9 protein-coding genes are annotated in these 13,875 nt (G+C 67.1%); 6 read left to right on the top strand and 3 right to left on the bottom strand.

Going from position 1 to position 13,875, the window contains the following annotated elements; all coding sequences use genetic code 11:
• Positions 1-23 precede the first annotated feature (23 nt).
• From J7500_RS11815 to J7500_RS11795, 5 genes are all read left to right on the top strand, one after another.
• Positions 24-1,250, top strand: coding sequence for a hypothetical protein (locus J7500_RS11815; protein WP_294061904.1), 1,227 nt, complete (start codon positions 24-26; stop codon positions 1,248-1,250).
• Between the two features lie 77 nt (positions 1,251-1,327).
• Positions 1,328-4,369 carry a TonB-dependent receptor gene (locus tag J7500_RS11810; RefSeq protein ID WP_294061903.1) on the top strand — a complete coding sequence of 1,014 codons (3,042 nt, stop codon included), beginning with the start codon at positions 1,328-1,330 and terminating at the stop codon, positions 4,367-4,369.
• Positions 4,370-4,448: 79 nt separating this feature from the next.
• Complete coding sequence (locus J7500_RS11805; protein ID WP_294061902.1) at positions 4,449-6,074, top strand: alkaline phosphatase D family protein; 1,626 nt, start codon at positions 4,449-4,451, stop codon at positions 6,072-6,074.
• A 38-nt stretch (positions 6,075-6,112) separates the two neighbouring features.
• Positions 6,113-6,586 (top strand): low molecular weight protein-tyrosine-phosphatase, encoded by a 474-nt coding sequence (locus J7500_RS11800; RefSeq protein WP_294061901.1) that lies wholly within the window; start codon positions 6,113-6,115, stop codon positions 6,584-6,586.
• A complete protein-coding gene (locus J7500_RS11795; RefSeq protein WP_294061900.1) occupies positions 6,583-7,386 on the top strand; it encodes a fructosamine kinase family protein in 804 nt (267 codons plus the stop codon). Before J7500_RS11800 ends, J7500_RS11795 begins: the two co-directional genes overlap by 4 nt.
• Before the next feature lie 9 nt (positions 7,387-7,395).
• Here J7500_RS11795 and J7500_RS11790 read toward each other — a convergent pair whose 3' ends face one another.
• From J7500_RS11790 to J7500_RS11780, 3 genes are all read right to left on the bottom strand, one after another.
• Positions 7,396-8,652 carry a DUF2264 domain-containing protein gene (locus J7500_RS11790; RefSeq protein WP_294061899.1) on the bottom strand — a complete coding sequence of 419 codons (1,257 nt, stop codon included), beginning with the start codon at positions 8,650-8,652 and terminating at the stop codon, positions 7,396-7,398.
• A 22-nt stretch (positions 8,653-8,674) separates the two neighbouring features.
• Complete coding sequence (locus J7500_RS11785) at positions 8,675-9,520, bottom strand: DUF4861 family protein (protein WP_294062167.1); 846 nt, start codon at positions 9,518-9,520, stop codon at positions 8,675-8,677.
• 80 nt (positions 9,521-9,600) lie between these two features.
• Positions 9,601-12,828 carry a glycoside hydrolase family 2 TIM barrel-domain containing protein gene (locus J7500_RS11780; protein ID WP_294061898.1) on the bottom strand — a complete coding sequence of 1,076 codons (3,228 nt, stop codon included), beginning with the start codon at positions 12,826-12,828 and terminating at the stop codon, positions 9,601-9,603.
• A gap of 103 nt (positions 12,829-12,931) precedes the next feature.
• Here J7500_RS11780 and J7500_RS11775 point away from each other — a divergent pair, with 103 nt between their 5' ends.
• Positions 12,932-13,693 (top strand): FadR/GntR family transcriptional regulator, encoded by a 762-nt coding sequence (locus J7500_RS11775; RefSeq protein WP_367112978.1) that lies wholly within the window; start codon positions 12,932-12,934, stop codon positions 13,691-13,693.
• The last annotated feature ends 182 nt before the right edge of the window (positions 13,694-13,875 follow it).

Below are 13,875 nucleotides of genomic sequence, written 5' to 3'. Positions count from 1 at the left end.
CACGCGGAAAAGGGAGAGGCGCGATGTCGAGCGTGATCAGGAACATCCGTGGCGCCTTCCTTCTCGCCACTATGCTCCCCGCAAGTCCCGCGCTCGCCCAGCCGGCGCCGCTGCCGCTCACGCAGAACGGCGGTACGTGGGACTCGGGCCATGTCCAGGGGATCGCCGTCGACCTGAAGGGCGGCTACATCTATTATTCCTTCACCAACTTGCTCGCCAAATATGACTTCGGTGGGAAGCTCGTCGGTACGCTGGTCGGCTGGACCGGCCATCTGGGCGACCTCGACTTCAACGCAGCCGACGGCAAGGTCTATGGCTCGCTCGAGTACAAGAAGGACCGCGCCTTCTACATTGCCGTGATCGACGTGCGCCGGCTCGACCGCGTCGGCATGGAGGCGGGCAAGACCGACATCTTCCGCACCGTCTATCTTGCCGAGGTCGCGAGAGACTATGCCGCCGATGTGAACGGCGATGGCCGGTTCGACGGTGACGACGGCAAGTTCAGCGGGGATGCGGCCCTCTCTCCCGACCACCGCTACGGCTGCTCTGGAATCGACGGCGTCGCCTTCGGTCCGGCGTTCGGCAGTACAGGCGGCAAGCGCTATCTGACGGTCGCCTATGGCATCTACGGCAATGTCGCGCGCGGCGACAACGATCACCAGGTGCTGCTCCAATACGATGTCGCCGATTGGGCGCGCCATGCCCGTGCGCTCATCGAGGCCGCTCCGCACCATCAGGGACCCGCGGCGGTGCACGGCAAATATTTCGTCGGCACCGGCAACACGACCTACGGCGTGCAGAACCTTGCCTATGACGAGGCGCAGCGGCGCTGGTTCATGGGCGTGTACCGGGGGAAGAAGCCGGGCTTTCCCAATTATGGCCTGTACGCGGTCGACGCCCGGACGCGGCCGGTCCTCGGCCGGCTGACGGGGGTGCCGGGCTCGGGCGGGAAGGGCTGGGAGCGGGGACTGGTGCTCGCGCTTGCCGACGACGGGCTCATAGACCCCGCGACGGGCATCCGGGGGTGGAACCAGAAGGCCGACGTGGGCCTCCAGCCCATAGGCGGCGGCCTCCATTATGTGGCGGCCAATTCGGGCGGGAAGGGGCACCAGACTGCCGACCTGACGCTGATGCGCTGGACGGGCGATGCGCAGACGCCGTTCGTTCCGGTCAAGCCCGGCGAGTTGGCGCGAGTTCCTGTCACCGGTGTCACGGAAGAGTCGCCAAAATTGCCGGGAAGTGCCTTCTAACTGTCTCGGCCGATACGCGTTCGCTTCACAAAGGCCCCCTACCGCGCCTCCCAACATTCAAAAGGGGGGCGCAAAAAATGCACATTCGGCAACAATTCTATGCTCGTACGTCGGCGCTGGCGATCGCGGCGCTGGCCGCATCCTGCGCGCCCGCGCTGATCGCGGCGGCGCAGGCGCAGACCGTCGGCACCGGCAGCGTGCGCGGTCGCGTGGTCGATACAACGACGGGCGAATATGTCCGCAACGCCGAGATCCGCGTCGAAGGCACCACGATCGCAACCTATTCGGAGGATGGCGGCAACTTCCGTCTCACCGGCGTTCCGGCGGGCCCGGTCACGGTCGTGGTGAAATATACGGGCCTGCAGGAGGCGCGGGCGACTGCCACGGTCACCGCGGGCGAGACGGCCACGCTCGATTTCGCGCTCGAGGCGCCCTCCTATGCGGACGCGGGCCATGACGGTGCCGACGCATCGATGATCACCGTCACTGCGTCGCGCGGCGGACAGGCGAGCGCGATCATGGAGCGCCGTGCCGCGCTCAACGCCAAGAACGTCGTGCCCGCGGACAATTTCGGCGCGCTCACCATGGGCGATGTCGGCGAGTTTATGAAAAACATGCCGGGCCTGTCGATCGACTATACCGAGGTGGACGCCACCGCGGTGCGCATCGGCGGCCTCGATCCCAAATATTCGACCTTCACGACCGACGGCGCGCGCATGGCGACCGCCACCTCGAACAACAACAACGGCCGGCAGAACTCGTTCGAGCAGATGTCGATCACCGGCATCGCCGCGATCGAGCTCAACAACACGCTGACTGCGAGCATGGACGCGGATTCGCCCGGCGGCAGCATCAACCTGCGCAGCAAATACGCGTTCGAGCGCGACGGCCGGCAGCTCCGCTTCCAGCTCGGCGGCGTGGGCACGTCGGATTCGGGGCTTTCCTCGGCCTATTTCCCCGACGACAAGAAGCACGCGCGCATCTACCCCTCGGCGCAGATCGGCTATGCCGACGTGTTCCTCGACGGGCGGCTCGGCATCTCGTTCAACGCCAGCTACAACGCCAACTACGTCCAGCAGGACCGGCTCCAGGTCGACTGGTCCTACCTCACCAACGGCAGGGTCATTCCCTATCAGGTGATGTGGCGGCCGGGCCCAAAATTCACCCACCGCATCGCCGCCAACCTTGCGACCGACTACAAGATCACCGACGATCTCACCTTGTCGCTGCGGGGCAGCTATTCCTTCTACGACGTCGAATATTTCAACCAGTACACCTATCTGATCTTCGGCACGACCACGACGACGCGCGCCACGGCGGACTCCTCGCCGACACATATCGTGGTCAACCCGAACGGCACCAACACGCGGCTCCACACCCAATATTCGCACCGCTATGCCGGCACGCCGGCCAAGCTCGTGGCGCCGAAGCTCGAGTATAAGGGCGAGACCTGGGAAGCGGCGCTGCGCGGCAGCTATTCGACGTCGGAGTTCAACTTCCGCGACAACAGCAAGGGCTTTTTCCAGCGTACCGACAGCTGGCTGACGCGCATCGGCTTCACGCTCGACCGCGCGTCGGCGGATTCGACCGAGTGGTATCTCACCCAGACCGCCGGCCGTTCGTGGAGCGATCCCGCCAACTTCAATCGCGACGACGACATCGGCAACAACGTCCGCACGTCCGAATCCGACGCGCGCAACGTGATGTACGGCGGCAACCTCGACCTCAAGAAGAAGCTCGACATCGACAGCGCGCGGATCACCCTGATGGGCGGGCTCGGCGCGCGGAGCAACGACTGGAAGACCAACGAGGGCTCGTACGACCAATTCCAGTACGTCGGCCCGTCGGGCAATCTCGCGCAGACCGGGGCCGACGCGGTCATTCCCTGGACGCAGAATTACGATTTCCAGATCCTCGGCTTCGATGCGGGCAACCTGAATGCGCAGGGATGGCGCGCCGACAGCAACTACGCGATGTACGACATCTACAAGGCGCACCCGGAATATTTCGTGGCGGACGAGCTGGGAAACCTGAAGCGCGACCTCGACAACAACAAGCGCGTCAAGGAAGACATCTATTCGGGCTATCTCGAATTCCAGACCCGGATCGGCGCGGCCGCGTTCGACTTCGGCCTGCGCTACGAGAAGACCAAGACGGCGGCGCAGGTCGCCGACACGCGCACGATCGCGGAAGTGGCTGCGGCCGGCTTCGGAGTGAACGCCGCTCGTACCGCGGCGACCACCGTCGACGGGCTGCTCTACCAGTATAACGGCGGCACCTACACCACCCGTCGCGGCGAATATGACGACTGGTTCCTCAGCGGCGGGATCAAGTACGACATCACGGAAAACCTGGTCGCGCAGTTCGCCTACAGCCAGTCGATCCTGCGGCCGGACTACGGCAATCTCGGCGGCGTCGTCTCGATCAACGACGACTCGCTGACCGTCACCGTGCCCAACCCGCAGCTCAAGCCCGAGCACTCGACCAAGTTCTTCGGGCGGCTCGAATATTTCCTCGAGCCCTCGGGCATCGTCGCGGTGTCGGCGTACAAGCTCGACATCAAGGACATGCAGGTCACGGGCATCACCGTGAACCCCGAGGACGTGGGCTACGACCCCAACGACTATGCCGGCTACGTCTTCCGCAGCGCGCAGAACGCACCGGGCATCAGCACCAACAACGGCGTGATCCTGGAATATGACCAGCAGCTCACCTTCCTGCCCGGCGTGCTCAAGGGGCTGGGCCTGCGCGGCTCGGTGACCTTCGTCGATCCGGACGGGGAGCGGGTGAACATGCCCAAGACCGCGGCCAATTGGGGCCTGCGCTACCGCCGCGGCCCGGTGGACTTCCAGCTCAGCGGCAACTGGCAGGGGAAGTATCGCACCAGCGCGCTGAGCAATACCGCCACCACCGCCAACAACGGCATCCTCTACCACGCCGATCGCGAGCTGTGGAACGTCAGCGCCAGCTACAAGGTGAACCGCAACTTCGAAGTGATGCTCGCCGGCCGCAACATTTTCAACGCGCCCGACGTGATCTATTCGAACGTGCCCGATCGGCTGCAGCAGTACAGCATCTACGGATCGATGTGGAACCTGGGGGTCAAGGGCGTCTTCTGATCGCCGCCTGACCCCGACCCCGCGGCCGCGCACGAACACGCGGCCGCGGGGCACTCCCTCCTGCGTCAAGGAAAAGCCGATGGCTCTCAATATCGATCGTCGCAGCCTCATTCTGGGGGGCAGCATGGGGCTGGGCGCGCTCATGCTTCCTGCCGGCCGCGGCCTGGCCGCCGAGCTGCTCGGCGCGCGCGGATTCACGCACAATGTGGCGAGCGGCGAACCCGGCGCCGACACGATGCTGTTGTGGACGCGCTATGTGCCCGCGGCGGGCGACGGCGAGATCCGGCTCGACGTCGAAGTAGCGCTGGATCCCGAATTCACCCGGCGCGTGTCGGGCGGTAGCGTCCGCACCGGCGCACATCGCGACTGGACCGCCAAGATCACGGTCGACGGGCTCAAACCGGGCACGGTCCACTGGTACCGCTTCATCGCGCCGGACGGCACCAAGTCGCCGGTGGGCCGCACCAAGACGCTGCCCGAAGGGGAGGCGCCCAGCTTCAAGCTCGCGCTCTTCTCCTGCGCCAACCTGCCGATCGGCTGGTTCAACGCCTATGGCCATGCCGCGCAGCGCCAGGACCTCGACCTGTGGCTGCACGTCGGCGATTATCTCTACGAATATGGCACCGCTTCCTATCACGACCGGCTGGTCGCGGGGCGCGTGCTCGAGCCCGATCACGAGATGATCGCGCTTGCCGACTATCGCCTGCGCTTCGGCTGCTATCGCTCGGACCCGGACCTCCAGCGGCTGCACCAGATGGCGCCGATGGTGGCGCTGTGGGACGATCATGAATCCGCCAACGACAGCTGGGAAGGCGGTGCGCAGAACCACCAGCCCACTACCGAAGGCGAGTGGAACACGCGTCGCGCCGCCTCGATGCAGGCCTATCGCGAGTGGATGCCCGTCTCGGACGAGCCGTGGAAGGCCTATGCGCTGGGCAATCTCGCGACGCTCTATCGCACAGAATCCCGGCTGCTCGCCCGCACTCGCCAAGCCGATCTCGCAGCGGTCTTCCAGGCCGCCAACCCCGAGGCCGCACTCAAGGCGTTCCGCGACGGGGCCTGGCAGGATCCTTCGGCCACGATGCTCGGCACGACGCAGGAAAGCTGGCTCGCGCATGCGTTCAAGGCCAATGCGCGCTCGACCGCCTGGCAGCTCGTCGGCATGGGAACGATCCTCGGGCGCACGGTGATGCCCAGGGACGCGCTCGGCTGGCTTCGCCCCGAGACCAACGCGCGCACCGCCGAGCGCTTCCGCAACGACATTCGCGCGGCGGCGCAGGACGTGCCGATGTGGATGGATCGCTGGGACGGCTATCCGGCGGCGCGCTCGCGGCTGCTCAAGGCCGCGCAGGCGGCCGATGCGGACTTGGTGATGCTCTCGGGCGACAGCCACAATGCCTGGGCCTATTCGCTCGCCGAGGACGGGCGCCCCGCCGGCGTGGAGTTCGCCGGGCAGGCAGTCACTTCGGGCGGGATGGAGGGCAGCTTCGCCGCCGATCCGCGGACCGTGGCGCAGGGCTTCGTCGCCGCGAACCCCGAGCTGAAATGGGCCGACACCAGCCGGCGCGGCTATATGACGCTCGAGATCACGCCCCAGCGCGTGACCGGCGAGTGGCTGTTCCTGCGGACGATCCAGGCGCGCGACACGACGATCGCGGATACCCATCGCATGCACGCCGAGCGCGGGCGGCGGGCGTTCGCCTGACGTTGCGAGGCTTGGGCATCGATCCTAGGGTCCAGCCCATGCCGACTTCGTCCAAGCCCGCCGTCCTGTTCGTCTGCCTCGGCAACATCTGCCGCTCGCCGCTGGCCGAGGGCGCCTTCCGCGCCCGCGCGCAGGCGGCGGGGCTCGACGTCGATGCCGATTCCGCCGGGACGGGCGAGTGGCACGTCGGCCACGCCCCGGACCGGCGCGCGCAGGCCGTCGCGCGGCGGCACGGGATCGACATTTCCGGCTATCGGGCGCGCCAGGTCGAGGCTGCGGATTTCCTGCGGTTCGACCATATCCTCGCGCTCGATCATTCGAACCTTTCCAATTTGCGCGCGCTCGCGCCGGCCAAGGCACGCGCCCGGCTGGGCCTGCTGCTCGACCTCGTGCCCGGGATGGAGGGACAAGCCGTCGCCGATCCCTATTATGGCGGAGAGGAAGGCTTCGAGGCGACCTGGGCGCAGGTGGACCTGGCCGCGCAGGCGCTGGTCGAGCAATTGTCGCGGTGAGCCGGATCGCCCGCGACGCCGAGCGCCTGCTGGGCGCCAGCGTCGTCGCGGCGCGGCCGCTGGCGGGCGGCGATCTGTCGAGCGTGTTCGAACTCGAGCTGGCCGGGGGCGAGCGGCTGGTCGCAAAGCCCGGGCCGGCGGCCGAGGCGGAGGCCGCGATGCTCGCAGCGATCGCCGGTGCCGGTGCTCCCGCGCCCTCGGTCGTCGCAGTGGGACCCGAACTTCTCCTGATGGAGCGGCTGCCGTCCGGGGGCCGCCTCGTGGGAGCATGGTCGGATCTCGCAACGGTCCTCAACCAGCTCCACGGTCGCCGGGCGGACCGGTTCGGCTGGGACACGGATCACCGCTTTGGTGCCGTCACGGTCCGCAACGGCTGGAGCGACGATTGGCCAGCGTTCTGGGCCGAGCGCCGGCTGCGCTGCCATCTCCCGCATGTCGACACCGAGCTCGGTCGCCGGATCGAAAGGCTGGCCGGCGATCTGTCCGGCCGGCTTCCGGCGCACCCGCCGGCGTCGCTGCTGCACGGCGATCTGTGGGGCGGCAACATCCTGGTCGAAGACACGCGCGTCAGCGGGCTGATCGACCCCGCCTGCTATCATGGCGATCGCGAGGTCGACGCCGCCATGCTGACGCTGTTCGACCATCCGCCGCCGGGTTTCTTCGACGCGCTCGGGCTGGAGCCCGGCTGGCGCGAGCGGCAATCCATCTACCGGCTCTGGCCGCTGCTCGTGCATCTGCGGCTGTTCGGGCGCGGCTATGCCGGATCGGTCGCGGAGGCGCTGGCGGCGCTGGGGGTCTGAGCCGCGCGGCTAGTAGTTCGCATAATAATCCTTGGGGAAAGGCTGGCCGCCGAACGCCTTCCGGGTCGTCCAGGGCAGGGCGGGGACGATCCAGTAGCTGTCCTGCGCCGGAAGGCCGAGGGCGATCAGGCTCTCCGCCGCGATATACATGCTTCCGGCGTTGGAATAGATGTCGCCCAGCGTCGCCTGATGCCCGGCGAAGCCGATCGTAAGATAGCCTTCGGGCGTGAAGTTCGAAGGATTTCGGAAGATCGCGCGCTGCGCCGCCAGCGTCGCCGCGCGGACCTGACCCTCGGGCAGCGACTGGGGCAGCTTCTTGCGCCAGGCGAGCAGCCCCAGCGGCTGGAACACCGCGGTGCGGTAGGTGAGCGAGCGGCCGATCGGGGCATAGGCGCCGTCGGGGCCGATCAACCGCTCGAGATGCTCGCCGAAGCGCTGCATCCGCTTGGTCGCCTGATCGAGCAGCTCCGGCGGGTTGAGCGCGTTGAACTTGGCGCCCGTCGCGACGAGCACTTCCAGGATTTCCACCAGCATCGGCTGGATCACGTAGGAATTGTAGTGATCGAAGTGGAAGTGCGGCCCGTCGGCATACCAGCCGTCGCCGACGTACCATTCGTTGATCTTGCGCACCGCCAGGTCGATGCGGATCGGGTCCCATTGCTCGCCGATCGAGAGCAGGAACGCCTCGTTCATCGCCGCGAAGAGCAGCCAGTTGGTGTAGGGGGGCGGTACGCGGCGCAGGCCCTTGATCTCCTCGACCACGCGTTTCTTCGTCGTCGGGTCGAGCGGGTCCCACAGCTGCTTGGGCGCGCGCAGGAAGGCATTGGTGAAATAGGCCGAATCGACCAGCGGCTGGCCTTCGGCGCGCCACAGCAGATAGTCGGGGCTCGCCGGATCGACCGAATGGGCATAGCTCGCCAGAGCCTGGCGGCGCAGCTTCGCACGGAGCTTGCCCTCGGCGCTGTCGTCATCGGGAAGCGCGAGCCACGGCGCGATGCCCGAGATCAGACGGCCGAACGCCTCGAGATAGCCGACCTTGGGATTGCGCCCGTCCCAGGTGGGGCTGAGCTCGGGCTTCCAGCCGGCCTGGAGCCTGCCCTCGGACATCGGTCCCAGCACCGGCGCCGCCATCTTCTCGAGCAGGTCGACCATGTAGCGGCGGTCGGACGCGCCCTCCGCAACCGGAGCGCGGGCAGCGGCGGGCGCAGCCGCGATGGCGGCGGTGCCGGCGCCGAGCGCCGACGCGAGGAAATGGCGGCGTTCCATCGGAAGTCTCCGTCCAGGTCGGTCAGCGGGGAAGGGCGAAGTCGAGCTTCGCGGTGGTGGCGTAGCGATCCCAGGCTTCGCGCGTGCGGAAGCCGCCATTGCCGAGGTTCCAGGCCGAGCCCGAGTAATAGACGAAGGGCTTGCCCGGCGTGACCTTGAGCAGCACCAGGTTGTTGTCCGCGTCCTGCCGGATCTCGGCGATCATCGCGGGATCGACGCGCAGCGCGATCGCCATGCGGCCGTGGTCCGCGCTCTGCGGCCCCCACCAGGAGAGCAGCCCGCGCGCGCGATCGACGGTCAGTTCGCCGCCGTCCCCGGCGGTGCGCTTGCCGATCCCGATGCCGACGAGCAGCTCGCCCGGCTTGTCCGAGCTGATCGTCGAGACGAGGCGCGTGAAATGGGTGCCCAGCGGCAGCGTGAAGCGGCGCGTCTCCCACACCTTGCGCTCCACATCGATCGGCCACGGGGCATAATCGACCTGGAAGTCGGCGACGTCGGGACCGTTCTTGAGGATCCGGTAGCTGCGGTAGTTGCGGCTGGTCCACAGCTTGTTGTCGAACCAGATGCCGAGGCCGCCGGCGCCCCGGCCGGTGCCGACATTGTAGAAGTCGAGCCCCTCGCCATGATAGCCGTGCTGGTCGCCGCTGCGCAGCTGGCGATCCATGAACGGCCAGGCGACATTCTTGCCCCAGCTGTCGATGCCCGAGCCCGATGGCGGCTCATAGGCTTCGAGCGCGCGGCCATAGATGCGGTGCGCGGTCTTGTCGTTCTCCCACAGGAGATCGTCGTAGCGATAATCGGCGAGCATCACCGTCGCCCTGGGCGTCTTGTCGGCCGCCGGAGGCAGCGGCTTGTCGATCGCGGGCATCCGCTCGGGCGCCGGTGCGTCCTGCGCGAGCACGGGACCGGCAAGCAGGGCGACAGCGGCGGCGGCGTAGAGGCGGATGCTCACATCAATTCTCCTGCGGCAGCGGGCTTGGCGCGATCGGGCGTGGTGCCGTCGCCCGAAAAGGGTCGGAGCGTGAAGCCGTAGCGGAGCGGCTTCAGCGGCACGCGATATTGCGGCAGCGGGCGGCCACCGGCGTCCCAGGCATTGTCTCCGCCGACGCCCGACTGGATGGCGTCGATCATCAGCGAACCCTCGCCGTGCGGGACGATGTCGGTGCTCCGCCGCGTGCCCGGCGGGCGGCGCGAGAGGTCGTCATAAGGGAAGGCGAGCGCATTCATCGAGAGCGGGGCATCGCCATCGACACGCACCCCGCCGCGGCCGGGCTGGAGCAGCTCCATCCAGCGTACGTCGACCTTGTTGCCGGTCTCCTGGGGTCGCATGTAATCATGGTTCTGATCGGCGATCCGGCCGCGCCACAGGCCGAGCGCCGCGCTGGTCTTGCGGTCCTGATAGCTTTCGTGCGGCCCGCGCCCATACCATTCGAGCGTGTCGATGCGCGCGGGCATCGAGAAGGCCAGCCCCACGCGCAGCGGCTCGGGGATACCGGTCTTGAGCGGAGTGAAATCGCCCTCGACGCGCACCGAGCCGTCGCCGGCCATGCGATAGCGCGAGACGAAGGTCGCTGCGCCGCCGCCTACCGAATAGCGCACGGTCACTTCGGCGCCGTCCCCGGTTCGGCGTGCCTCGACGCCCTGTACGGTGCGTTCGGCTGACGCCTGTTTCCAGATGCCGTGCGACTTCTCGACGCCGGTGCCGATGTCGTTGTCGGTGACCGCGCGGTAGAAATTGGGCGCGCCGCCCCGAAGCAGCATCTCGCCGTTCGCGGCATAGCGTTCGACCAGTCCCGACTTGCGGTCGAGCACCAGCTCGGCGCTGTGCGCGGCGAGGCGGATCTTGCCGCCCTTGTCGGAGAGCGCGACTTCGCCCGAGAGTTCGGGCGCCGTGGCGGTTTCGCGGCCGAGCACGAACTGCTCCCAACCGACCACCGTGCCCGCGTCCACCGCCGGGATCGTACCGGCCCTGGCGCGCGCGCTGACGGTGAGCACATATTCGGCACCGGGCTTGCGCGCGAAGGCGGGGAGGGGGAGCGCCACCGTCTCGCGGCCGTGCGCCGCTGTGTGAAGCGCGGGAAGCTGGCCGCTCGCCACCGCCACGCCGTCCTCCAGCACCTCGAAGCCGAAGTCGTAGCCCGAGAGATCGGTGAAGTCGTGGCGGTTGATCACCGTCAGCCTGCCCGCCGCCGGATCGAAGCCCGCGAACTGGATCGGCGAATAGACCTTGCGAACTTCGAACAGATGCGGGTTGGGCGTGCGATCGGGCTGGTTGAGCCCATCGCCGAATTCGATGTCGCCGCCCGGATTGGGGCCGTATTCGCCGCCGGTGCCCCAATAGCGCCGCCCGTCGGCGGTGTAGCGGTACATCGACTGGTCGACCCAGTCCCAGATGAAGCCGCCCTGCAGCTTGTCCGGATGCGCGTAGATCGCGTCCCAATATTCCTTGAGGTTGCCGCCCGAATTGCCCTGCATATGGGCATATTCGCACTGGATCATCGGCTGGCGGAACGCCCAGTTCTCGGCATAGTCGACCAGCTTCTCGACGCTGTCGTACATCGGCGCATAGATGTCGGCGTAATCGTTGGGCTTGTGGTCGTGCACGCCCGGCCAGGTGCCCCAGCCGAGATAGCTGACCAGCCGGCCCGGGTCGCGCGCCTTCACTGCCGCCGCGGCCTTGTTGAAGGTCGGGCCGATCCCCGCCTCGTTACCCAGCGACCAGAAGATGATCGAAGGGTGGTTCTTGTCGCGCTCGACCATGTTGAGCACGCGGCTCTTGTGCGCCTCTTCCCAGGCGGGGTCGAAGCCGAGCTGGTACTTGCCGCGCAGCTCGGGCCGCCTGTTCGACCAGTCCATGTAACCGTGGCTCTCGATATTGGCCTCGTCCATCACATAGAGGCCGTATCGGTCGGCGAGGTCGTAGAGGCGCGGGTCGTTCGGATAGTGCGAAGTGCGCAGCGCGTTGATGTTGGCGCGCTTCATCAGCTGGATGTCGCGCTCCATCGATTCGAGCGAGATGACGTGGAAGGTCTCGGGGTCGTGCTCGTGGCGATTGACGCCGCGGATCGTGATCGGCTTGCCGTTTACCGTCACCAGGCCGTTCCGGATCTCGACGGTACGGAAGCCGATCCGGCTGTAGGTCGACTGGAGGATCTTGCCGTCGGCGCCGTAGAGCTCGACCAGCAGCATGTAGCGGTTGGGCGTTTCCGCGGTCCATTGCTTAACGCCAGGGACGGTGCCGGTCAGGGTAGCTGAGCGCTCGGCATCGCCCGGCTGGACGCGCTGAGAGAGTTCGAGCACCTGCCGGTCTCCGTCGAGCAGCACCGCGCGGGCGGTGGTGGCGCTCTTCGAAGGCGTCACCGCCACATCGACTGCGAGCTTGCCGTCCTTGTACGCTGCGTCCAGCCCGGCACGGACGAAGAAGTCGCGCACCCGCGTCCTGGGTGCCGCCATCAGGAACACTTCGCGCTCGATGCCCGAGACGCGCCAGAAATCCTGGTCCTCGAGATAGCTGCCGTCGGACCAGCGATAGACCTGGATCGCGATCGTGTTGCGCCCCGGCCGCACGAAGCGGGCGACGTCGAATTCGGAAGGAAGCTTGGAGTCCTCGGAGTATCCGACCTTCTGCCCGTTGACCCAGACATAATAGGCCGATCCCGCGGCGCCGATGTGCAGGATCACGTCCGATCCGCTCCAGTCCGCCGGCAGCTCGACGTCGCGGCGGTACGAGCCGACCGGGTTAGTCGCGTGCGGGATCAGCGGGCGGTTTGCGGGGAAGGGGTAGGTGATGTTGTTGTAGCGGGGCTGGTCATAGCCCTGGGTCTGCCAGTCGGCGGGGACCTGGATCTCCTTCCAGCCCGATACGTCGTATCCGGGCTGCTCGAAGCCGGCGGGCAGCTTGTCCGCGTCGGGAGTGAAGGCGAACTTCCACGCCCCGCTCAGCAGCAGGAAGCGCGCGGACTTGGTGCGGTGCCCCGCAATTGCCTTTTCGCGCGATTCGAAGGGGAAGCCGGTCGCCCGCGCCGGCTCCTTGCCGATCGCGAAAACGGCGGGGTTCTCCCAGTCGGGACGATCGGGGGAGACCTGCGGCTGGATCGGCGGCGCGACTCCCTGGGCGAAGAGCGCCGAGGGCGCACAGGCAAGCAGCAAGGCCGAAACGCCCGTAAGTGATCGCATAAATCCCCTCTTCGCCGGTCTTGCGCCGGATCGACTGTTCCCTTCGCGGATGATAGAGGAGTAGCCATCGGAGATTCGTATGACAAGTCGGCAAGATGCGTTGGTGACCGGGACTCGCTCGAGCGGAACGGAAGAGCCCGCGCGCAGCGGGTCGCTCACCGACGAGCTGTTCGCCAAGCTCGAGGAGCAGATCCGCACCGGCCAATTGCCGGCCGGCGCGCGCCTGCCGTCGCAGAAGGAAATCGCGCTCTTGGAGAATGTCAGCCGCACCGTGGTGCGCGAAGCAGTGGCGCGGCTTGCGGCGCACGGGCTGACCGTGTCGCGGCAGGGCGCCGGGGTGTTCGTGGCCGAGACCGCCGAATATCGCGCCTTCCAGATCACGCGCGACGAAGTCCAGGAACTCGCCGACGTCATCAAGCTGCTCGAGATGCGCATGGCCGTGGAGACCGAGATGGCCGGCCTCGCCGCGGCGCGGCGCACGACCGACGACATCGCCGCGATACAGGACGCGCTTGCCGAGATGATCGCAGTGGGCGACGATCCGATGGCCGCGGCCAATGCCGACGCGGCCTTCCACATGGCGATCGCCCGTGCGACCCAGAACGAATATTATGCGCGCTTCGTCGAGTTCCTGGGCCTGCGCCTCGTGCCCTCGCGCAGCCTCTATCTCGGCGACAAGCCACATGAGGCGCACCAGGCCTATGCCGCCAAGGTGCTCGCCGAGCACGAAGCGATCGTCGATGCGATCATCCGCATGGACTCGGCGCGCGCGCGCGAAGCCGCACGCCAGCACATGCACGAAAGCCTGACGCGGCATTCGACGCTGAGCGCCAACCTGCGGATCCGCAAGCGCGCAGAGGACTGAGCGAGTTCGGTTCTACTCCGCGAATCTATCGTACCAATTTTTCAATCCGTTCGGCGCAACTTAGCACCGCTCTACCATATGGCGGTGGGAAGTCGCTGGAATCGCTGAAACAAGTCAGACAATTGACGCTCGGTGGAAAACTTATCATACAAGCTGCGCACTGACGGCAAAAGCCGCGAACG

Origin of the sequence: Sphingomonas sp., from assembly GCF_017744835.1 — a bacterium.
In the GTDB taxonomy this organism is placed as follows: domain Bacteria; phylum Pseudomonadota; class Alphaproteobacteria; order Sphingomonadales; family Sphingomonadaceae; genus Sphingomonas.
Note: the sequence above shows the minus strand (reverse complement) of the source record. Positions and strands in the feature narration are given on the sequence as shown.